Below are 21,771 nucleotides of genomic sequence, written 5' to 3' on the forward strand. Positions count from 1 at the left end.
CCAATGAAAAAAATACTTTATTTTCTAATCGCTCTTATTGCTGCTATTGTTGCCGCGTTTGTAACCAATAACTGGCTACAAGGATTTGATACCCCTGGCTATGTGCTGATGGGCATCGGTCACTGGTCATTGGAAACAACCTTGTCAGTTTTTGCCGTTACCCAAATCATGGGTTTTTTCATCTTATATTTTGTCTTCAGAGGACTAGGTTGCCTGATCAGATTGCCTGGACAACTTAAGCAACGCTCCAGATCCGTAAAATTCAACCGCTCCCAAGAAGCGTTAATCGCCGGTCTTGTCGATTCTGCGGAAGGTAATTGGGAAAAAGCCGAAAACGTCTTGATCAAACACGCCTCCCATAGCGGCGCCCCCTTACTGCATTATTTGACGGCTGCAAAAGCCGCGCAATCACGCGGTGCGATAGACAAACGCGATGAGTATCTCAAAAAAGCCAGTGCCCAATCCCCTAATTCAACCATCGCCATCGGTTTGACCCAGGCAGAATTGCATTTATCAGGCAACGAGTTTGACCAAGCCCTGCAAACACTGACCCAATTGCATTCCATCGAGCCTAGCCATGCCAGCGTCTTGAAGTTGTTACACCAGACCTATCAAACAATAGGTGATTGGGACAGTGTCCGTAAATTATTGCCTTCCCTGCATAGCAATAAAGTGTTGATGGAAGCCGAAATCAAGTTGTTGGAAACCGAAGCGTTTAGCAAGCTGTTACGACAATCGGCAGAGACTGGTGATGTTGAAAAAATCCAGCAACGCTGGGCGGAAGTCCCCAATTACATCAGAAAAATATCTGGTATTTCGGCGATTTATTTTGCCGCCATGATTAACGCCGGTGCAGGGGCGGATATTGAAGATGAGCTGGCATTGGCCTTGTCAATCGACTGGGACACCACCTTGCTGGTGTTATTTGGCAGTGTCCAATCGAATGATGTCTTGAAGCAGCTTGCTATGGCTGAACGCTGGTTGAGCCTGCATGAAAATGATCCGGTGTTGTTGACCGTTTTAGGTAAATTAAGCATCAAATGTGCTGACATTGAAAAAGCGCGGCATTATTTAAGCCAAAGCATCGCGGTTGAGCCAACTGTTCTGGCCTATCAGCTCTTGGGGGATTTGCTGTCCGCCGAAGGCGAGCAAATTGAAGCCAGCCAATGTTATAAGCAAGGATTAGAATTGGCTTCCAGCGAAATTGTCAGCCATCAATACCGTGTCATAAATACGCTAGCTATTGGAAACTAAACCTTGCTTTGCAAGCGGGTATTTAAGATTGTGTTAAGGCAATGCCGGGCAAAATAGCCATAAATCCCGGAGATTGATGATGAACAGACACACAATAAATGCCCGACAATCCACTGTGTTAGCAAGACGTCGGTTTTTAAAACAAATGTTCTGTGCTTCCATGTTGGCAATGAATGCTGGAATCGCCAATGCAGCCGTTCAAAAAAGCCACGCTATTGCCCATAAAACCATTGCTTTGCTCCATCCACAAACGGGCGACCAGCTCAGCTTGACCTATTTTGAACATGGCAGATACCTTAAAGATGCCTTGCACGAAATTGACCACCTGCTACGGGATTTCCATACCGGCGATGTGCATCCTATTGATCCGGCGTTGCTCGACCAGCTTCATGATTTGAAACAATTATTGGGTGTCCGTCAGCCCATCCAAGTCGTTTCCGGTTACCGCTCCCCCTTCACCAATGCGAATTTACGGCATCAAAGCCATCGCGTGGCAAAACACAGTTTGCACATGGAGGGTCGGGCGATAGATATCCGCATTGACGGCGTGTCAACCGCCACGCTGAAAAGAGCCGCGTTGGCGATGCAACGCGGAGGGGTGGGTTACTATCCCCGTGCCGATTTTGTGCATTTGGACACTGGGGAGGTGAGGACTTGGTAAGCTTTATTTACTGATGCCAACTGTTTTTATCGGCTCGACGGCAGGTAAAGCAGGCAATTCCTGAATTTTGTACTGATTGTTGGCATTGACAAACAGCATTTGGTCAGACAAATCCTCGGTATTTTTCAACGCTTCCTGCAAAACCGTATCATGATCGTAAATATCAGCATAAAACACCAACTGATCATCATGATCAAAAAATGCGGTGGAATAAAAAAACAATACCGGTATCGGTTTTTTTAAGATGACGCGTTGCATTTTCGGTGATTTCATAGCCAACTGTATTTTCGCCTTATCCCAACCTGGCTGATTTCTCAAGGCGAATTCAGCCAATGCTTCAGGATCATCGACACGCACACAACCGTGGCTGAAATCCCGCCGTGAGCGGCTGAATAAGGCGTTGGCCGGGGTGTCATGCAGATACACATCATCTTTATTGGGAAAGAGAAATTTCACCCGTCCTAAAGCATTTTTCTTGCCTGGTTTTTGGCGTACCCTTAGTGTGCCCTGTTTCAGTTGCCCCATCGTGGACTCAGAAAAACCCACCACCCCATTTTTACCGACCAGCTCCATATTTTCTTTAGCGAGATAACCCGGACCATAACTGAGTTTGGGGATGATTTCATCTTTGACTATGTTGTAGGGCACATTCCAGTACGGTGAAAAATCAATAAAGCTCATGTTCGCCATTAATACAGGAGTCTGGTTTTTCATGGCCTTGCCGACGACAACCCGCATTTGGGTAATATTTGAACCCAGGTTATTGACATCGTTAAGCGCCCACAAATGGAAAGCCGGGATATTGACGATGATAGAAGGGTCCGAACTCAGTTCAGGCAGCCAGCGCAGCCTTTCCATCGCCAGTTCAATTTGCGCGGCCCGTTTGGGTATACCTGTGTTGAGTTCCACTACCGTCGATTTGCCGATAACGCCATCGGCCGATAAACCGTGCCGACGTTGGAATTTTTTCATGGCGGCAACGGTTTCATCCCCGTAGCGGGTTGATTTAGCATCGTTTGCTGGCTTTTGTGCCTTCGCCATGTCGCCCAAGGCCATTAAGTAATCACGCAAGGCATTAATTTCGGGGAGCGTTTCGCCTGGGCGTATGGTTTTTTTGAACACCAAAGAAAAAGGCTGGATTGTTTGAGCCAGTTCGCGGTAATTGGCTAATGCTGTTTTCAATAATTGATATTGCCTTAATTGCGGTTCGACCAGGTCGGGTAGTTGCTTGACAGTTTGGCGTTCGATACTGGTTTTGATTAAAGCGGGCAAGTCAAGCAGCTTTTTTTCACGAAGCTTGAGATTGAAATTGATCACTTGCGGGCTGACACGCCCATAATGTAAATCATGTAAAAACCGAAGCAGGGACAGGCTCAATGCCGTGTCATAACTGGCAAGTTCACGGTACGCACTCGTGTCCGAATGCAAGATTGCGGGCAGTTTATTTTGCAAGGCATCGGCATCGTAATGGTTTTTTTGCAAACCATGTACACCGGCATTTTCCAGTAATTCCAGCATTGCGGCGATATTGTTTTCAGAAGCTTCCGTACCTAGCCACAACAATTGATAGTTTCCCAGTTTATAAAGTGCGTCCAAATCTTCTGAACGGTTCGAGAAATTGCCGGGTTGTAAAAAAGGATGCTGTTTGCTGGCAATAATCGCACTAATTTCTTTGGCGATGGGGGAGGGTTCCCCGGCAATAGTCTGTTCTGCCAACAGGGTTTCTGCCGATAAGCCCAGGCAAATAAACATGAATAAACGGGCAGTCACGCGATTTAGCCAGCTAGTGAAGGGGCCGGATTTTTTCAGTGGCATGGGAGTCTTGCCAGTCAGCCGCAACGGGCCATAATAATCAATATTTATTAATGTATTCAATTTCATAAGTTATCCAGTTGTCAGCTCAACCGCCGGTTACGCCACCATCCACAGCCAACATGATTAGTAATAATCTCAATTATAAAGCTGGTGTGTTTTGTTATGTGGTCAGATATGAAGCTATTTTACACTAAGTCAAGCCCTATCATTTATGACAAATGCACATCCAGCACGAGATTGAAGAAAGTAAGCCCATAATTATGTTATGGTAAGGCGCATTTTTACACAGTCTTTGCAATACGGAATAAAGGGCCATGAAAGAAAACCTGGATAAAGAAGCCGAAAATATTTTTGATACCTGGGAGCTTTATCGAAAAATCGTCAGTTTTAATAATATGTTCCATCGCGAAATTTACGCAGATGTTGCCAACGTTTTGCAAACCGCCCGCCAGGATTTTACCTTGTTGGATTTAGGTTGCGGGGATGCGGCAAATTTAGCCCCTGTACTCATGATTGTTGATAATGACTTTCCTGAAACGCTATCGACCTTGCAAACATTTGCCCAACAGGCCGGTTTTGCCGCTTGCCATGCGATTGGCAGCTATAAGTGGCATAAAGTCTTGCGGTTTGACCATTAAATGCGGGCAATTTTTTTGAACAATATGTACTATCAAGGCGTAAAAAAAACGATAGTCCTGCGCCCGCCAGGAAAAAAACGCGTGGATTTTTCTAATCTACACCCGTTACTGGCGCGTATTTTCTCCTCGCGGGGCGTGGTTTCCACCGGCGACCTGGACAGAAGCTTAGCCAAACTGCCCTCGCCGTGGTTGCTGTCCGGCATGGATACGATGGTGGCGCAGCTCATAACTGCGTTGCAAGGGCAAAAACGCATAGTGATTGTCGCCGATTTTGATGCCGATGGTGCGACCAGTTGCGCGGTTGCCATCAAAGGCTTGCAATTGATGGGGGCAGGGCACGTGTCATTTGTCGTGCCTAACCGTTTTGAGTATGGCTATGGCTTGACGCCGGAAATTGTCGAACTGGTCAAACAACAACAGCCCGATGTGCTGATAACGGTAGACAACGGCATTTCCAGTCTGGATGGGGTTAAAGCCGCCAAAGCCGCCGGTATTACCGTATTGATCACCGACCATCATTTGCCGGGTCTGGAATTGCCAGATGCCGACGCCATCGTCAATCCTAATTTGCCGGAGGATAAATTCCCCGGCAAAGCCTTGGCGGGTGTCGGGGTGATGTTTTATGTGCTGATGGCCTTGCGTAGCCGCTTGCGGGAAACCGGCTGGTTTGCCCAGCGGCAAATACCCGAACCCAACTTGGCACAATTGCTCGATTATGTGGCGTTGGGGACGGTTGCTGATGTGGTCGCATTAGATGCCATCAACCGGATACTGGTGTATCAGGGCTTGCAGAGAATCCGCACCGGCAATAGCCATCCCGGTCTGCAAGCCTTGATCAAAATTGCCGGAAAAAATCCGCTTACACTGGCACCAGCCGATTTGGGCTTTGCTTTGGGACCGCGCTTAAACGCCGCCGGACGCATGGACGATATGTCCTTAGGCATCCAATGCTTGCTGACGGATGACGATAAACTGGCGACCGACATCGCCATGCAGTTGGATGATTTGAATAATGACCGCCGCGACATCGAAAGCCAGATGAAATTTGAAGCGATGGCGTTATTGGCAGATATGAAAAAACTCGATGGACACCATGCCCCGGCGGGGGTTTGTTTGTTCGATGCGAATTGGCATCAAGGCGTTATCGGTATCCTGGCTTCGCGAATTAAAGACCAATTACATAGGCCGGTGATTGCTTTCGCCCCGGCGGGCAAGGATTTGATCAAAGGTTCGGCGCGTTCCATCCCCGGTGTGCATATCCGGGATGTGTTGAGCGACATTGCCGCCACCCACCCTAAAATCCTGAGCAAATTTGGCGGCCATGCGATGGCGGCGGGCTTGACCCTGGCGATGCACGATTATCCGGCCTTCGCGCTGGAGTTTGATTTGCAAGTCGGTAGCCATTTAAGCCAAATTGACCTTGAACAAAAAGTGCTATCAGATGGTGAATTGAGCGAACAGGACATGACGATAGAGCTTGCCGAATTGTTGCAAAATGCCGCCACCTGGGGGCAAGGTTTCCCCGAACCGGTGTTTCATGGCCAGTTTGACGTGGTGCAAGCGCGTATTGTGGGCCAGAAACATCTCAAACTGGTGTTACGCGTCCCGCAAGGCCAATTGTTGATAGACGCCATCGCATTTTTTATCGACCAACCGGAACAATGGCTGGGTGTAAGGCAAATTGTTGCCGCCTATAAGCTCGACATCAATGAATTCAGGGGCCAACGTAGCGTACAGTTTATTTTGAATTATTTGGAAAAAATTGCCTGAAATGTGCCTTGGAACATATTTTACAACGCTGTCATGCGAACCGATTGTTGAGTTGCGCGGTGCTCGTAGTGCCTACGTCCGACCTATACTTCAAACGGTCAAGTTTTCGGTTTTTTAAGGTAGGGTACGCTGCGCGTACCTTAAATAATCGTCATAAAATCAATGTAAAAGGTACGCACAGCGTACCCTACTGTGGATGACAAAAACCGAAAACTCTACCGCTCAAAGTATATACACTTTAGTTTTCCAACCTTGCTATCGAACCCTCGAAACACGTTTTAAGATAAGTTTTTAGAAAATTTTGACGCCAAAATACCATACAGAGCCCACATGCCCTTAAAAATCGCCTTAGCCCAAACTAATTTCCTGGTCGGCAATATCGCCGCCAATGTCGAAAACCTCATCGCCGCCGCCATTTATGCGCGTGACGAATTACAGGCCGGACTCATCGTTTTCCCCGAACTGAGCATCATCGGTTATCCCGCCGAAGATTTGTTGTTACGCGCGGATTTTATCGCCGCCGCCAACAACGCGGTCTACCACCTTGCCGACCACGTCACCGGCATTGCCCTGGTGGTGGGTTTCCCTGAGTTGGACGGCGACAAACTTTACAACAGCGCGGTGGTGTTGCACCAAGGCGCGATTCTGGCGCGTTACCGCAAACAAGCCTTGCCAAATTACGGTGTATTTGATGAACAACGGTATTTTGTCCCCGGAAACGATTCGTGCGTGTTCGAATTTAACGGTACCTTTATCGGCCTGACAATTTGCGAAGATGTCTGGCGTGAGGGCATTATCGAGGCGACCCGGGAAGCGGGCGCGGAGATTATCCTGACCTTGAATGCCTCACCTTTTAATGCGGGAAAAATCCACCAGCGTGAGGCGGTGATTTGTCGGCAAGTGAAAGCGGCGGGCATTCCTTTGGTGTATGTCAATCAAGTCGGTGGACAAGATGAATTGATTTTTGACGGCGCATCCTTTGTTGCCGATGCCCAAGGTGAAATCGTCTTCCGTGCCGTCGAGTTTGCCGAACAAACCAGCGTGGTTGAATTTGACAACGGTCAATTACAAACCAGCATCTGTGCGCCGCTCTACAGCCCGATTGCCTGTGTGTACCAAGCTCTGGTGCTGGGCATCAAGGATTATGTCCGCAAAAACGGCTTCGACGGTGCGCTATTGGGTTTGTCGGGCGGCATTGATTCGGCTTTGGTGTTGGCGGTGGCGGTGGACGCGCTAGGCGCGGACAAAGTCGAAGCCGTGTTGATGCCATCACGCTATACGCAAGACATCAGCATCACCGACGCGGAGCTGGAAGCCGATGCTTTAGGTGTCAGGCGCCACACCATTTCCATAGAACCCGCCGTGGACGCCTTCACCGGAATGCTCGCCGACGTGTTTGCAGGAACGCGCAAGGACACTACCGAAGAGAATATCCAGGCCCGTTGCCGTGGCGTAATTTTGATGGCGATGTCCAACAAACAAGGCAAACTGTTGCTGACCACGGGCAACAAAAGTGAAATGAGCGTCGGTTATGCAACGCTATACGGCGATATGGCCGGCGGTTTCGCGCCGATCAAGGACGTGCCGAAATTGTTGGTGTATCAATTGGCAAATTACCGAAATGCTATCTCGCCCGTGATACCGGAACGCGTCATTACCCGCGCTCCGTCCGCCGAACTCGCCCCCGATCAAAAAGACGAAGATTCGTTGCCGCCTTACGAGGTGCTGGACCCGATTTTGGAACGTTATGTCGAGTTGGACCAATCCGCCGAAGACATTATCGCCGCCGGATTCCGCCCGGAAGATGTGGCGCGGGCGGTCAGTTTGGTGGACAGGAATGAATACAAACGCCGCCAGTCACCACCAGGAATTAAAATTAGCTCACGGGCCTTTGGGCGGGATAGGCGGTATCCGATTACTTCGGGGTATCGTGGAGGTGATGCGTCAACACTTTTCCGGACACCAAGTTAAGCAGCCTTACACTTGCAATTCGTAGTCTACGGGCGACCAATAGCCATTGGCAGACGGGGGCCGGCCGTGCTTGCAAAACTTGTGTAGATACTTATGCAATCCAGCAGGAAAAATGACCCTGCAAGTTATCGCCGCCGTAGCCGAACTCGAATGCGACCTGTTGCTTGAACGGACACAGTCAGGGATTAACTGGGCTAAGGTTGCTGGCAAAAATAGAAGGGAATCTTAAAAACTATCGTAACGGGGGATATGGGAAATGGCGCGCCCGAGAGGATTCGAACCTCTGACCTCAGCCTCCGGAGGGCTGCGCTCTATCCAGCTGAGCTACGGGCGCGAAGCCGGATATTATACCTGCTACCCGCCAAAATTACGACAACATTGTCTTTCAACTTGCCAGACCCGCTTTAGCATGTCCTTTCATCACTTCCGGCGGCAGTTGTTTTCTGTTCATCCATTCCCAATCCATTTCTGACAATTCGTTCAAAAATCGGCTGGATTCGTATTCGCTGGTTCCGCCACATCTTTTTCAGCCTAACATGGCAATCCGTGCCGAAATGACGGACACGACCCGTTGCATCCATAACCAATACCCATTTCTAGCGTTGAATCATTGCATTTTTTAGCCATTTTGTCGGGTTTATGACATTGATTAGTGTTTAACAGAATTGCTCAAATCCCCGACCTAGTGGCTTTGAGTTTCACAATAGCCTGATTGTTGTGCAGTTGGCCTTATTATTGAATGTCTATTTCAGATAACGCGATGCGGCAACCAAACGGCGGCAATTTTTCCACGATCCAATTTGGGGTGGCTTACCCATACGCATCAAGCTAAGGCATTTTTCCACGAAAGCCAACAGTAGGCGCATTACGACTGCATGGATGCCACCACAAGGGTGGTCTGTGGACAGAGGTAGAGCAATGCCCCTCAAGGGGGTCTATGGACAGAGCAGCGTAGCGGTGTGCCGAGGCGACACGAAAATTTATCTCATTTTTTTCGTGTTTTTCGTGGACTACTATCATGGCCGTTTTTGATTAAATCTAGGGATACCATAATGATGAACGAACAAATCAATGCCGACAGTATCGCCCAATTCCATGACTTTATCGCCGGACAAAAGCCGCAGTTGCAAAACCTCTATGGACAATTGCTCGCCCAAGACCTTTCGCGGCAACAATGGGACGGCTGTTTCCAGCGCAATGTGCTGGTCGTTTTGGAACGGGCTTATGATGACGCATTGGCGTATTTGAAGTCCCTGACGCTTGATGGCGCTCTGAGTGGCGTGAACCGGGGCTTATCGGATTTGACCAAGGCATTATTGACGGCTTTTGATGGCTTTGTGGATGAATTCTTATTGTTTGTCGTTGATAAACACCGCACTTCCTGCGCTTTATCCAATTTCCCCGACGAACACAAGCCCGACCAGGCTTACGTCAATGAAGTGAGACGTAGCATCGCCGGGCTGTGGCAAGATTTTGCCCTCGATGTGAATGCTTATGTCCTGGAATGCCGATAATATCATCTCCACCACCACAGGAAAACCGCATGAAATTGTATATGACCCCAGGTTCTTGTTCGACTGGCATCCATATTTTATTGGAAGAGCTTGATCTGGTTTTTGAGGCGCATCTGGTCAACCTGATGGCGGGCGACCACACCACGCCGGAATATCTGGCCATCAACCCCAAAGCCACCATCCCGACGCTGGTGCGCAACGACGGCGGCGCATTGACCGAATTCCAAGCTATCGCTTATTGGCTGGCCCGCAGCCATCCTAAAGCCAAGCTGCTGCCCGGCGACCCCGATGGCGACGCACAGGCTATTGAGCTGATGGCTTATGCCGTCGGCACGATACACGGGCAGGGTTTTGCGAGGATATTCACCACCGACAAATTCGCCGTCAACGCCGCCGATTTTGATACGGTTAAAACCCAGGGGCAGGGCATCGTCAACCAAGCGTTTGCCGTCGTCAACGCTATGTTGCCGCCGCAAGGCTACGCGCTGGGCGCATTCAGCATCGCCGATGCGGCCTTGTTTTATGTCGAATTTTGGGCGGACAAGACCGGCATCCCATTACCGGATAATTGCTTGGCACACTACCGCCTGATGCTGACGCGTCCGGTGGTCAGGCGGGTGTTGATGGAAGAAGGTTATCGTGTAGCCTGACAGGCTTTTTGTTGGACACATTTTTGAATGCAGAAAGGGGCATACATGGCTTTGCTAGAAAAAACCGAATCTCTTACCGTACCTTACGGGCCGATTGATAAGGATCATGAAGAATTTATCGAATTGCTAAACGCGCTCGATACCGCCAATAACGCGGATTTTCCCGCGTTGTTCCAACAATTGTACGAACACACCGAACAGCATTTCGAGCGCGAAAACCAATGGATGGCGCAATCCGCTTTTCCGGCGGTAATTGACCATAAAGGCGAACATCAACGGGTGCTTGGGGAGTTCAAACAGTTTAAATCGCGGGTTGACAAGGGGCTGCTGGTATTTGGGCGTTCGTTTGTCAGGGATAGGCTCCCGCAATGGTTGGCGCTGCATGTGACGACTATGGACACCGCGCTGGCTATGCACCTTAACAAACAGCCCCCGGTTTGATGGGAGCGCTGGATGCCTAGCTGCCCCGAACTGGAACTAATTGATGGTTTTTTCGATGCCGCCGAAAGCGCACGGCTTTATCAGCAGTTACTGCACGGACAAGACTGGCCTGATAACCGTTATATTGTCGCCGGGCGGCAATTTATCCTGCCCCGGTTGCAGACTTGGCATGCTGATCCCGGCATACGCTACAGCTATAGCAACAACCTGCTGGAAACCCGCCCGTGGACACCGTTATTATCTGAAATCAGGGCGCGGGTCGAATCGTATTTGAATTTCCAATTTAATTCGGTGTTGGTCAATTTGTACCGCAACGGCGAGGATTATGTCGGCTGGCATTCGGATAATGAACCGGAGCTGGGCGGGCAACCCTTGATCGCGTCATTGAGCTTAGGGGAGGAACGCCCTTTGCAATTCCGGCATAAACAATCTTCGGATTTTGGGCAGGTTTTGTTGCGTAGCGGCAGCTTATTGGTGATGCAGCCGGATTTTCAGCATCTTTGGTTACATAGCGTTCCAATCGACCCCAACGTAACCGTAGGGAGGATCAATTTGACTTTCCGTAAAGTGATTTCGGTCAGCAAGGGTTTTTTCGGTTAAAACGTCAATTACGTTTACTTACGATAGCCAGCCACGGTTGTTGGTTGCGGGGCAGGCCTTGTGGCCGGTAATAGTGATGCAGTATTTCAAAGTTGGCGGTGGCAAGAAAGCGTTCACTGGTTTCCATTTCCATATAGTTTCCATAACGCTGGCCCTGCACGGACTCGCCATCACCACGGGGATTGGATGTGAACAATATCCCCTCGCTTCGTAACGCACGGTGCAGTTTGTCCAGCACCTCCGGCAGGTGAGGGCGGGGCACATGGAACAATGAGGCATTGGCATAAATCCCGTCAAACGCCTGCTCCGGCAAATCCAGCTCCAAAAAATTTTGCCATAGTATGGGACAACCTGTCAGTTCGGCGGCCATTTGGCAAAATGCAGCACTACCATCAAGACCTACCGGACGATGGCCCACCGCCTTGAAATACTGCACATCCCTGCCAGGCCCGCAACCAAAATCCAGAATATCCAACACTTTATTTTGTTGGCAAGCCCCTAAAAATGCAACGATATTTTGCGATACATCATGGTCTTTAGTCCCTTCCCAAAACGATTGGGCATGGCCTTCATAATGGGCAATGGTTTCCTGGGTAATTTTGACTACATTAACTGATAGGTTTTTGCACATATACTTTAATCGGTCAGGTTTTCGGTTTTTGCGATGTCCAGCCATAAGGCCCGTAACAGGTAGGCACTGGACAAATTATAGTGGTTCGTCAGATAGACGCCTACTTTCCTGGTTATCTTAGCGACAATACGGCCTAAAAGAAGAGGGGTTTGTTACAAAATAACAGTCCATTCAGCATTCTGCCCGATTCGGCGTGATAGGAATTAGCCATTTTGTTATTTGCCAACACCTGACCCGTACAAACTATCAAGGGCTTAGCCAGTGATAACATCAAAGGCTGCCACTTTTAGCCCCTACCAGGCAATACTTTTAGGATGTGGCATTAAAATTGATGCCCGTTTAGATAACACCTACATTTGGAAACTAAACCTCTATGACCACCTACGCCATCGGCAGTGTAAAAGGCAATTACCAAGCACTCTTAAAATTACTGGAAAAAATTCAATTTGATCCTGAAAACGACCGTTTATGGTTTACCGGCAATTTAGTCAACGAAGGGGCTGAATCCTTGGCCGTGCTCAGGTTTGTCAAAGACTTGGGGAAAAAAGCCGTTACGGTGCTGGGCGATCAGGAATTGCATTTATTGGCGGTTGCCGAAGGCTATACCCAAGCAAAAGCTGGCGACACCTTGGACGAAATCCTTAAGGCGCCGGATCGGGACGAGCTGTTAAAGTGGCTGCGCAAGCGGGCGTTAATCCATCACGACTCCAAACTCAATTTTACGCTAGTCCATGCCGGCATCCCTGCCGAATGGACTTTTAGCCAGGCCCTGACCTTTGCCTACGAAGTTGAATCGCTGCTAAGCCAGGGCAATTACGCGGCTTTGCTAGAAAATTTGGTGCAAGACCAATCGCGTTGGCATGCCAAACTCAGGGGCTGGAAACGCCTGCGTTTTATCACCAATGCCTATACCCTGATGAAATATTGCAACGGGCAAGGCAAACTGGATTTCCACACTAGCGGTGCGCTAGGCACACAAGACGAAAGTCTACTGCCGTGGTACCGCTTGCCCGAACGCATGACCGCCAATTTGAATATCATTTTTGCCGATGACGCTAATTTTGAAGATGTTGACTGCCCTGGCATTTACCCTTTGCCCACACAAGGCGGCTTGTCCGCATTAAAGCTGTCGGCAGCACCTGAAAAAATCTGTGTGGAGCGGGATGGATACATCCTTTCTTAAGGGACAACTGACGGGACGGTCAGCTTTTCGGCTTTTGGAGCATAGCTCTCTTGACCGCAACTGGCGGGCAGGATGCTTTTATGCCCCGGTACGCTCCCTCCCACTAAGGAATGTGCATGGAATAAATTCGCGGATCAAGACCTGTCAGGTTTTGAAAACCTGACAGGTCTGACAAGCCGGTGCGGAAATTATTTCATGCACATTCCTAACCTTGTCCCCATTCCCACATCAATCGCTCAAACTGTGCTATCGGCAGCGGTTTGCCGAACAGATACCCTTGATAATTCATACAACCATTTTCAAAAAGGAACTGCCGTTGCCCTGCCGTTTCCACCCCTTCGGCAATGACACCGACATTCATATTGGCCGCCATAGCAATGATGGTGCGTACAATGACTTGACCGTTGATGTCGGAGCCAATGTCTTGAACGAATGACTGGTCAATCTTGAGCTGGTTTATCGGCAATTTTTTCAGGTATTGCAACGACGAATAACCGGTACCGAAGTCGTCCAACGAGAATTGCACTCCCATTTCCCCCAAAGTGTTCATGGTGGCGATGGTCTCTTCAATATTCTCCAGCAAGATGCCCTCGGTTAGTTCCAGTTTGAGCAATTTAGGGTTGATGGCATAAAACTGTATCGCGGCCCGTACTTGCATGACAAAATCCGCTTGAAAAAATTGTTTGGCACTGACGTTCAATGACAGTTCGAGTCCCGATGTGGAAGGCCCTTGTTGCCATGCCTTGAGCTGGGCGCACACACTTTCCAGCACCCATTGCCCAATCGGCAGGATCAGGCCAGTTTCCTCCGCTAACGGGATGAATTCGGCAGGCGGCACCAGACCGAGTTTCGGATGCGGCCAGCGGATCAATGCCTCCGCACCCATCGGGCTCCAGGAGCCATCCACCTGGATCTGGTAATGTAATTCGAATTGCCCGTTCAGAAGGGCTTTCCTTAAATCCTCTTCCATCAAGACCCTGCGGGTGATGGCGTCCTGCATCTTCTGGTCAAAAAAACGCAGGGCATTGCGGCCGGACATTTTGGCTTGGTACATGGCAATATCGGCATGTTTCAACAAGTTATTTACGGATTGTCCATGGCCGTTGAACAAGGTGATGCCAATACTGGGTGTGCTATGGTAATGATGGGCAGTGAGCCTGAAAGGTTGGTTGATGGTGGCAAGAATTTTGTTGCCGATGGTTTCCGCCTGTTTTGCCGCTTCGATGGTATGTGTGCTTAAGTCTTCCAGCATCACCACAAATTCATCCCCTCCCAGACGCGCCACCGTATCCGCTTCACGGACACATAACATCAAGCGTTCAGCAACCTGCTGCAACAGCAAATCCCCCATATCATGGCCCAAGGTGTCATTGAGGGTTTTAAAATTGTCCAAATCGATAAACAGCAAGGCTCCCTTGCGACCATTACGGAAACTGGAAGCCAACGCCGATTTTAAACGATCCTGAAGCAGCCGCCGGTTTGGTAAATTAGTCAGTGGGTCGTAGAAAGCCAGGCGCTCAATTTTTTCCTCGGCGGACTTCCTTAATGTGATGTCGGTCAGTGTGCCCACATGATGGGTGACCATCCCCTCTTGGTCTTTTACCGCCGTGATGGTGAGGTATTGGGGATAAATATCCCCATTTTTGCGGCGGTTCCAGATTTCACCGGCCCATGAACCTGTTTTATCAATGCCCTCCCACATGGCGGCAAAAAACGTCTGGTCTTCACGTCCCGATTGGAGAATACGCGGGTCTTTGCCCACAATGTCTTCCGCACTATACCCCGTAATATCAGTAAACGCCTTGTTCACCTGGAGGATAATATTGCTGGTATCGGTGACCATCATGCCTTCTTGGGATTCAAAAACTGTCGCGGCGATGCGTAGCTGCTGTTCGGCCTTCTTGCGGTCGGTAATGTCGCGGGTGACGGCGAGCAGCACCACATTGCCATCGGCTTCTTCCATCGGCACGGCATGGGTATCCAGCCAACGGCAACAGCCTTTCAGTCCCAGTATTTCATATTGCATTTGCATGGACTCACCAGCCAAAACACGCCGCTGCAATTCTATATAAGCCTTGCGGTATTTGGGGGCGATGATATTCAGCACCGGCTTGCCAATGACCTGTTGTAACTTGTCCGCCTCAACCATTGCCAAGCCTGCCGGATTCATCATCACCACAAAACCCTGGGCATCGACAATTTTGATGCATTCAGGCTCGTTATCAATGATGGCGCGTAGACGCGATTCGCTCTCGATGAGCCTGGCCTCAATTTGCTTGCGCCCGGTAATATCGACGAAAGTGGCAATCGCTCCTGTCATAACGCCGTCGGTGATGATCGGTTGCGACCAATATTCCACAGGTATGGCGGAACCGTCCTTACGCCAGAACACTTCATCCGCCACATAAATTGCCTCATTGCGGCGATAAGCGGCATACATCCGGCATTCTGCGGCGGGATGCGAATGGTGGATAAGTTCATGGATATGCGTACCGATGACCTCGTCAGCGTTTTCATAACCCAAAATCCGTAAGAATGAGCGGTTCACGAACCGGCAATTGCCCTGGGTGTCGACACCGTAAGCCCCTTCCGCCATTGAGTTGAGCAATGAGGACAATTGTTGGTTGGAATCATGCAGTGCAATTTCCGCTTGCTTGCGCTCGGTAATGTCGTGTATGACCGCCAGCACATGCACACCTTGGGCATCATTGGCACAAATGTTGGTGAAGATTTGGGTGATCCGCTTTTCGCCATTTTTCCGCGTGATAACCCACTCTTCACCACGGATATGGTCACCTTGGCGCACACGCTCCATGCGTTGTTTAGCCCGGTCTTGGACTTGCGGATCAATATAAACCGTCTGGTACCATCCTAGGCGGTTAATCTCCTCTAGCGTAAAACCGGTGAGTGCCTCCATGCTCCGGTTCCACACCGTGAATCGGGTATATGGCGGTTCGGCAATGCCATGACAAACGGCTATGCCATCCACTTCGGCATCTATCACCGCCTGGGTGAACGCGAGCTGGTCCGCCAGTTGACGTTCAAGGAGCTTGCGCTCGGTAATATCATCTTTAATGGCAAGATAATGCGTGGTGCGCCCGTCTGGTTGATGTATTGGCGAAATCAACGCCATTTCAGTATATTCGCTGCCGTCTTTGCGCCTATTGATAAACTCGCCTTTCCAGCTTTCGTCACGGCCTAACAGCTCCCACATGTTCTCGTAGGTTTTGCGGGGAGTTTTACCCGATTGCAATAGCCTTGGATTTTGCCCGATAGCCTCGGCGCGGCTGTAGCCTGTTTCCCTAACGAAGGCTTCGTTGACAAATTCGATGTTGGCATCAAGGTCGGTGATTACGATGGAACCGGGGCTTTGCTCCACCGCCAGCGAGAGTTTTCTCAACGTATCTTCCGTCTCCCGGATACCGGTCACATCATAGAACCAACCCAGTACGGATGGCTCATTTTCATAGTCGATTTTCAAATAGGTGGCGAGTGTCCAAACCGTCCCCACCCCAGGGATCGACAGCTCCACCAGTTTGTCGGTGACGGCCTGGCCTTGGCCGATTTGATAAAGGACCTCTTCGTAGTCTTGCGGATGGGCATAAAACTGCTTCGGATTGGCCCCGATCACCTGGTTGATTTCTGCGTTGATCAGTTTTGCATAGCGGGCGTTGGCAAACAACACCTCATCTCCGAATAAGGCGGCAATACGGATGGCAATCGGGCTGGTGTCCAGCAACGAGAGCATCAGTTCCTGCTTACGGCGCAGGGCGTCTTCTTCGCGCCCGCGCCGTGCCATTTCGCACATCAGGTTTAAGGTATTGGACGTGACGGTTTCATAAGCGGAAAGTATGATGCTGATCAACACCTTAGTTAAGCCGCCCATTTGTTCCTTGGCATACTGTTTGGCAAGCTCCAGTGGCATCCCTGATTGCATCGCCAGCACCACATGGGTCAAATAACGGTCACTTTCGAGGATATGTGCAGCCAACCAATGGGTGAGGAAGGTAAGGATTTCTTCGCTCACCTCATTCCTTGGTTTTGTGCTTTCTTCAGCTTTTAGCTTAGCTACGGTCTCTATAAAGCTGTCATGGACGGACTTATGGGCGGTCTCCAAAGGGTCATCGGGAACATATTGGTGCCAAATGGATTCTTCGGTTTGGAAGTGGTAAACAGCGTAGTCGGCGAGTTGCTCAAAAACGGCATTGATTGAAGGGATGTCGGCCTTGAAAGCAACATGGTTTGCCAACAAATTCAATAATTGGACGAGCTTGCGGTGTTGTCCGTCAACCTTCGGCAATCCCGTATCGAAATTGTCATTCCACGGAAATATATCAATTGAAGTCATTGTCATCTCCCTATATGATCATAACCAAATGAACGCATACTTGCGTATGGGCTATCCTTAAAATTAAGGTATACCAACATCAACATTTGCCTTTGTAATGGGAAAACAATTTTTCAAATTTTTCTGGTGGCGCCGTTCTAGAAAACAGCCTGCGGCAATTAGCAAATTAGCTGCCCGTAGGTTTATGCCTTCGGCAATAATAACTTTGGGCCTAGACTAATTTGAATGACGCTTTCTGTACAGCTTATAGATTAAATCCTGCAACTGATTGTGTCTATTCTTAAACCTAAATTCGCATTTCTTGAAGTATCAGTAGAACTTGTCGCCCGTCAGCCCGTTAAATTTTGCCAGCCCCGTTTACATGTCCAAACTCAATCCCCAACAACAAGCCGCCGTCAAAACCATAGACCATCCTTTGCTGGTATTGGCAGGTGCGGGTAGCGGCAAGACGCGGGTCATCACCGAAAAAATAGCTTACCTCGTCAAACAAGGCACACCCGCCCGCTATATCGCCGCCGTCACTTTTACCAACAAAGCCGCGCGGGAAATGCAAAGCCGCGTCTCAAAATTGCTGGACAGCCAAGCCAGCCGTGGCTTGCGCGTGTCCACCTTCCATTCATTAGGTTTGGATATTTTGCGCCGCGAACATAAAACCTTAGGCTATAAAGCCGCAATCACCTTGTTTGACGAACAAGACAAACACACGCTGTTAAAAACCCTGATTAACCACAGCAACAATCACGATAGTGACCATCTCGACCGTTATTCCCTGCACATCGGGCAATGGAAAAACGCCTTTATCACGCCGGAACAGGCCGTGTCGATGGCCAACGCCGAACAACTGCCGTCCGCGCTGCTCTACGCCGACTACATCCGCAGCCTGAAAGCCTACAACGCCGTGGATTTTGACGACCTGATCCTGATGCCCGTGTTGCTATTCCAAGCCCATCCTGCCGTGCTGGAAAAGTGGCAAAACCTTATCCGCTATTTATTGGTGGACGAATATCAAGACACCAACGTCACCCAATACCAATTGGTGAAATTGCTGGCGGGCAGGTTAGGGCGGTTTACTGTCGTGGGCGACGATGACCAATCCATTTACGCCTGGCGCGGCGCACAACCGGAAAACTTGGCGCAGTTGCAAAAAGACTTTGCCCGTCTGCAAGTGATTAAGCTCGAACAAAATTACCGCTCGACCGGACGCATTTTAAAAGTCGCTAACCACCTGATCGCCAACAACCCGCACGCCTTCGAGAAAAAACTCTGGAGCGAGTTGGGCTACGGCGACCCGTTGCGCGTACTAAGCCACAAAGACGAAGCGACGGAAGCCCACCAAATCGTCTCGGAAATCATCCACCACAAATTCCGCACCGGCAGCCGTTACCAAGACTACGCCATCCTGTACCGGGGCAACCACCAATCACGGCTGTTTGAAAAATCCTTCCGCGAAAACAACATCCCCTATTTCATCAGCGGCAGCACCTCGTTTTTTGCTTACGCCGAAATCAAGGACGTGTTGAGCTATTTGCGCCTGTTCGTCAACCCCGACGATGATGCGGCATTTTTGCGCATCATCAACACCCCGCGCCGCGAAATCGGCCCGACCACCTTGGAAAAACTGGGCGCATACGCCAACGAACGCCACATCAGCCTGTTCGCCGCCAGCAGCGAATTCGGCCTGATGCAATCGCTATCGGAAAAATCGCGGTTAAGATTAGGCAAATTTAAGGATTGGGTGCTGGAAACCGCCGGAGACATCGAGCGCGGCGACACCTTCGTCGTGATTGAAAAAATGATAGGCCAACTCGGCTACGAACAGTGGCTGCGCGAAAACAGCAAGACTAAAGAGTCCGCAGAACGCAAAATGAAAAACGTCTCTGAATTGGTGGACTGGCTAAAACGCATAGCAGCCAAAGACAGCAAAGACGGCGGAGCAAAACCGTTAGCGGAAATCGTCTCTAAAATCATGCTGATGGACATCATGGAACGCAACCAGGAGGAAGAGATAAGCGACCAGGTCAGCCTGATGACCCTACACGCTGCCAAGGGCCTGGAATTTCCGCATGTGTTTTTGATCGGCATGGAAGAAAACATCTTGCCGCACCAAAACAGCGTTGAAAGCGGCGCGATAGAAGAAGAACGCCGCCTGGCCTACGTCGGCATCACCCGCGCCCAACGTACATTAACGTTCAGCTACTGCACCCACCGCAAGCGTTACGGCGAAATCAGCGAATGCGAACCTAGTCGGTTTTTAAACGAATTGCCGGAAGCGGATCTGGAATGGGTGAATAAAAAACAACTGCCGCCGGAAGTGATTAAAGAGCGTGGCAAAGCAAGCCTAGCGGGTTTGAAAACAATGTTGTCGTAGACCCGCTCAATTATAAGCCCAAGGAATTCCGCCTTCATCTGGCTGGTTTTTTTGCCTTCGCTTTTTAGGTCTTGCCATCCTTGACCCTAAACAACCGCTTTTTGCAAGCCGGAAGGCGGTTGTTACGGCTTTTTCGAGGTTTCCGAACCATTCCCGCACCTCGAAAATAACCCCCCAAAGGCTTCGCATAATGTATATTATGTTAAATATAGTGGCATGGCAAAAAGAGGGGCGGTGGCCTAATTTTGCCGGTTTAAACTCAACCACTACCGGACTTTTCAATTTGCGCCAATAAATACCCCGCCAATTTTGCAGCTTGACCACGGATTTCCGGTACGGCGGTGGTTTCCCAATAATGGCCTTTTTGGGGCGGGCCTATGGTGAACAAATAGTTCGAAGCCAGCTTATCGCCATCAATCAATGCGCTATTTTCGGATACATTCAAACCCAATCGTAAATCATCAGGACTCGCCAAACCCTGGGCGAGTAAGTTTTTCACTAACGGACAGGCCAGTTTGCGGTAATCGCTTTCGGAACCCGAACAATTCACCACGGCATTGACGTTGAGGGTTTGCTGTTCAGATTTGCCACGCAACCGGATTGAAACATCCACGCCCGTTGAATTGGGCTGATAAGCAATGATCCGGCCCACATGGGGACGCAATTGCCAGGAGCCAAGCAATTCCTCCAAGGTTTCACCTATGACGGGGGCTAAACGATGGCGATGACAATCCCAATAGCTACGCAAATGGCGCAGGAAGCGTTGTTGCTCGATTAACGGCAGGCCCGCCCATACCGATTGGCTGACCGGCCTTAAGCCATCAATGACGGTACGCCAGTCATGACCTACCTCTTGGTTCAGCCGCCGCAACTGTTGTAGCCACTGCCTAACCGTTGTCGGGATGGCTTCCACTGGCATCGGTGCGGGTGTTGCATTGGGCAAACGGTGGGTTTGGGGACGCAAGCCCCGTCTTGAGATAGTGTTGATAATGCCTTGATAACCCGCAACTTTTAGTGCAACCGCCCAATCCACCATCGTCAGGCCACTGCCTACCAATAAACAAGAATCTGTGTTGAGCAATTTGGGCAGCAAGCCCGGCAACCACGGATTGCTGAAATACCGCCCGCTTTGATAAAACGCCGGATTGCTGATCCAGGGGTCGCTAGGCGGAAAATTGCCAATCGCTAAAACGGCTTTTTGGACGTGCAGCATCCCTCCGCCCAGCAAATGGACATTAACCTGCCCATCGCTGATAGTTACCGCAATGGCCTTATCGATTTTTCGTTCCAAACGGACATAATCAGGCGTGGAAGAAACCGTTTTATCTAATAAATCCACCAAATAATCGCCATAAACCCGTCTTGGCAAAAACGATGCCGGACTGATTTCAGCCAGCCAGGGCGGATTCAGCAGGTCGTTTTCCCGTGCTTTTGCCCAAGTATAAAAATGCCCGGGATCATCAGGAAACGCGCTCATATTAAAAGCGGGTACATTCAAAAGATGGCAATCTTGGTCGGCACTGTAAGCGACACCACGGCAAAACTGTTGGGGACTCGGTTCGATCAAATAAACCGCCAGTGGACACACAGCTTGCCTTAACAGGTGTACGGCGACCATAGTGCCGCTATACCCTGCCCCAATGATGGCAATTTTATTGACATTGTTCATGAAATTCTCTTTTTGCTTAAGACACAATCGCTAAATGGCTTAGCGTTACTGAAGTGGCAATGCCCGATGTGAGTGTCGCCACTTCGTCGCGTTTAAGCACGATACATACCAAAGTGCTGGCAATGGCAGTGTATGTATTTAATTCCTTTTGATTTTCTAACGTTATTAGGCGGTGGCCGCCTTTTGATGGGCTTATGCGGTGATGCGAGGATGGTTTCTATGCTTAAATTGCAACAATCAACTGCTGATTGCCTGTTG

The 21,771-nt window shown here is 49.7% G+C and carries 16 protein-coding genes and 1 tRNA gene; 12 read left to right on the plus strand and 5 right to left on the minus strand.

What is annotated here, in order from left to right:
- Window positions 1-3: 3 nt before the first annotated feature.
- Together PHH59_RS04930 and PHH59_RS04935 are read left to right on the plus strand one after the other, a co-directional pair.
- Window positions 4-1,254 (plus strand): heme biosynthesis HemY N-terminal domain-containing protein, encoded by a 1,251-nt coding sequence (locus PHH59_RS04930; RefSeq protein WP_300012134.1) that lies wholly within the window; start codon window positions 4-6, stop codon window positions 1,252-1,254.
- Between the two features lie 79 nt (window positions 1,255-1,333).
- Window positions 1,334-1,915 (plus strand): DUF882 domain-containing protein, encoded by a 582-nt coding sequence (locus PHH59_RS04935; protein ID WP_300012137.1) that lies wholly within the window; start codon window positions 1,334-1,336, stop codon window positions 1,913-1,915.
- Between the two features lie 3 nt (window positions 1,916-1,918).
- Here the strand turns inward: PHH59_RS04935 and PHH59_RS04940 are convergent, their stop codons facing one another.
- Window positions 1,919-3,796 carry a L,D-transpeptidase family protein gene (locus tag PHH59_RS04940; protein ID WP_300012140.1) on the minus strand — a complete coding sequence of 626 codons (1,878 nt, stop codon included), beginning with the start codon at window positions 3,794-3,796 and terminating at the stop codon, window positions 1,919-1,921.
- 248 nt (window positions 3,797-4,044) lie between these two features.
- On the opposite strand from PHH59_RS04940, the gene PHH59_RS04945 reads away from it, so the two are divergent.
- The 4 genes from PHH59_RS04945 to PHH59_RS04960 all read left to right on the plus strand — a co-directional run bounded on the left by PHH59_RS04945 (window position 4,045) and on the right by PHH59_RS04960 (window position 8,338).
- Window positions 4,045-4,368 carry a hypothetical protein gene (locus PHH59_RS04945; protein WP_300012143.1) on the plus strand — a complete coding sequence of 108 codons (324 nt, stop codon included), beginning with the start codon at window positions 4,045-4,047 and terminating at the stop codon, window positions 4,366-4,368.
- A 24-nt stretch (window positions 4,369-4,392) separates the two neighbouring features.
- Window positions 4,393-6,138: a single-stranded-DNA-specific exonuclease RecJ gene (gene recJ / locus PHH59_RS04950; protein ID WP_300012391.1), complete on the plus strand. Its 1,746-nt coding sequence runs from the start codon at window positions 4,393-4,395 to the stop codon at window positions 6,136-6,138.
- 330 nt (window positions 6,139-6,468) lie between these two features.
- Window positions 6,469-8,109, plus strand: coding sequence for an NAD+ synthase (locus tag PHH59_RS04955; RefSeq protein WP_300012146.1), 1,641 nt, complete (start codon window positions 6,469-6,471; stop codon window positions 8,107-8,109).
- A gap of 79 nt (window positions 8,110-8,188) precedes the next feature.
- A complete protein-coding gene (locus PHH59_RS04960) occupies window positions 8,189-8,338 on the plus strand; it encodes a recombinase family protein (protein WP_300012149.1) in 150 nt (49 codons plus the stop codon).
- A 28-nt stretch (window positions 8,339-8,366) separates the two neighbouring features.
- Here PHH59_RS04960 and PHH59_RS04965 read toward each other — a convergent pair.
- A tRNA-Arg gene (locus PHH59_RS04965) sits at window positions 8,367-8,443 on the minus strand.
- A 718-nt stretch (window positions 8,444-9,161) separates the two neighbouring features.
- Here PHH59_RS04965 and PHH59_RS04970 point away from each other — a divergent pair.
- Genes PHH59_RS04970 through PHH59_RS04985 form a run of 4 tightly spaced genes read left to right on the plus strand, consistent with a single transcriptional unit; the run spans window position 9,162 to window position 11,314 of the window.
- Window positions 9,162-9,623, plus strand: coding sequence for an amine oxidase (locus PHH59_RS04970; protein WP_300012153.1), 462 nt, complete (start codon window positions 9,162-9,164; stop codon window positions 9,621-9,623).
- Between the two features lie 29 nt (window positions 9,624-9,652).
- Entirely contained in the window at window positions 9,653-10,273 is a 621-nt protein-coding gene (locus PHH59_RS04975) for a glutathione S-transferase (RefSeq protein WP_300012156.1), read from the plus strand.
- Between the two features lie 45 nt (window positions 10,274-10,318).
- On the plus strand, window positions 10,319-10,714 hold the full coding sequence (locus tag PHH59_RS04980) for a hemerythrin domain-containing protein (protein ID WP_300012159.1): 396 nt from the start codon (window positions 10,319-10,321) through the stop codon (window positions 10,712-10,714).
- A 12-nt stretch (window positions 10,715-10,726) separates the two neighbouring features.
- Window positions 10,727-11,314 carry an alpha-ketoglutarate-dependent dioxygenase AlkB gene (locus PHH59_RS04985; RefSeq protein ID WP_300012163.1) on the plus strand — a complete coding sequence of 196 codons (588 nt, stop codon included), beginning with the start codon at window positions 10,727-10,729 and terminating at the stop codon, window positions 11,312-11,314.
- Window positions 11,315-11,318: 4 nt separating this feature from the next.
- On the opposite strand, the gene PHH59_RS04990 is transcribed toward PHH59_RS04985, so the two are convergent.
- Window positions 11,319-11,945, minus strand: a complete 627-nt coding sequence (locus tag PHH59_RS04990; protein WP_300012166.1) for a class I SAM-dependent methyltransferase — start codon at window positions 11,943-11,945, stop codon at window positions 11,319-11,321.
- A gap of 373 nt (window positions 11,946-12,318) precedes the next feature.
- Here PHH59_RS04990 and PHH59_RS04995 point away from each other — a divergent pair, with 373 nt between their 5' ends.
- A complete protein-coding gene (locus PHH59_RS04995) occupies window positions 12,319-13,128 on the plus strand; it encodes a symmetrical bis(5'-nucleosyl)-tetraphosphatase (RefSeq protein WP_300012169.1) in 810 nt (269 codons plus the stop codon).
- Between the two features lie 205 nt (window positions 13,129-13,333).
- Here PHH59_RS04995 and PHH59_RS05000 read toward each other — a convergent pair whose 3' ends face one another.
- The gene (locus tag PHH59_RS05000; protein WP_300012172.1) at window positions 13,334-17,476 is read right to left on the minus strand and encodes a bacteriohemerythrin; all 4,143 of its coding nucleotides are present in this window, start codon (window positions 17,474-17,476) and stop codon (window positions 13,334-13,336) included.
- A gap of 361 nt (window positions 17,477-17,837) precedes the next feature.
- Here PHH59_RS05000 and rep point away from each other — a divergent pair, with 361 nt between their 5' ends.
- A complete protein-coding gene (gene rep, locus PHH59_RS05005) occupies window positions 17,838-19,844 on the plus strand; it encodes a DNA helicase Rep (RefSeq protein WP_300012175.1) in 2,007 nt (668 codons plus the stop codon).
- A 259-nt stretch (window positions 19,845-20,103) separates the two neighbouring features.
- Here the strand turns inward: rep and PHH59_RS05010 are convergent, their stop codons facing one another.
- Window positions 20,104-21,513: an FAD/NAD(P)-binding protein gene (locus PHH59_RS05010; RefSeq protein WP_300012177.1), complete on the minus strand. Its 1,410-nt coding sequence runs from the start codon at window positions 21,511-21,513 to the stop codon at window positions 20,104-20,106.
- Between the last annotated feature and the right edge of the window lie 258 nt (window positions 21,514-21,771).

The sequence above is a fragment of the Methylovulum sp. genome, assembly GCF_028687615.1.
Lineage (GTDB): Bacteria > Pseudomonadota > Gammaproteobacteria > Methylococcales > Methylomonadaceae > Methylovulum.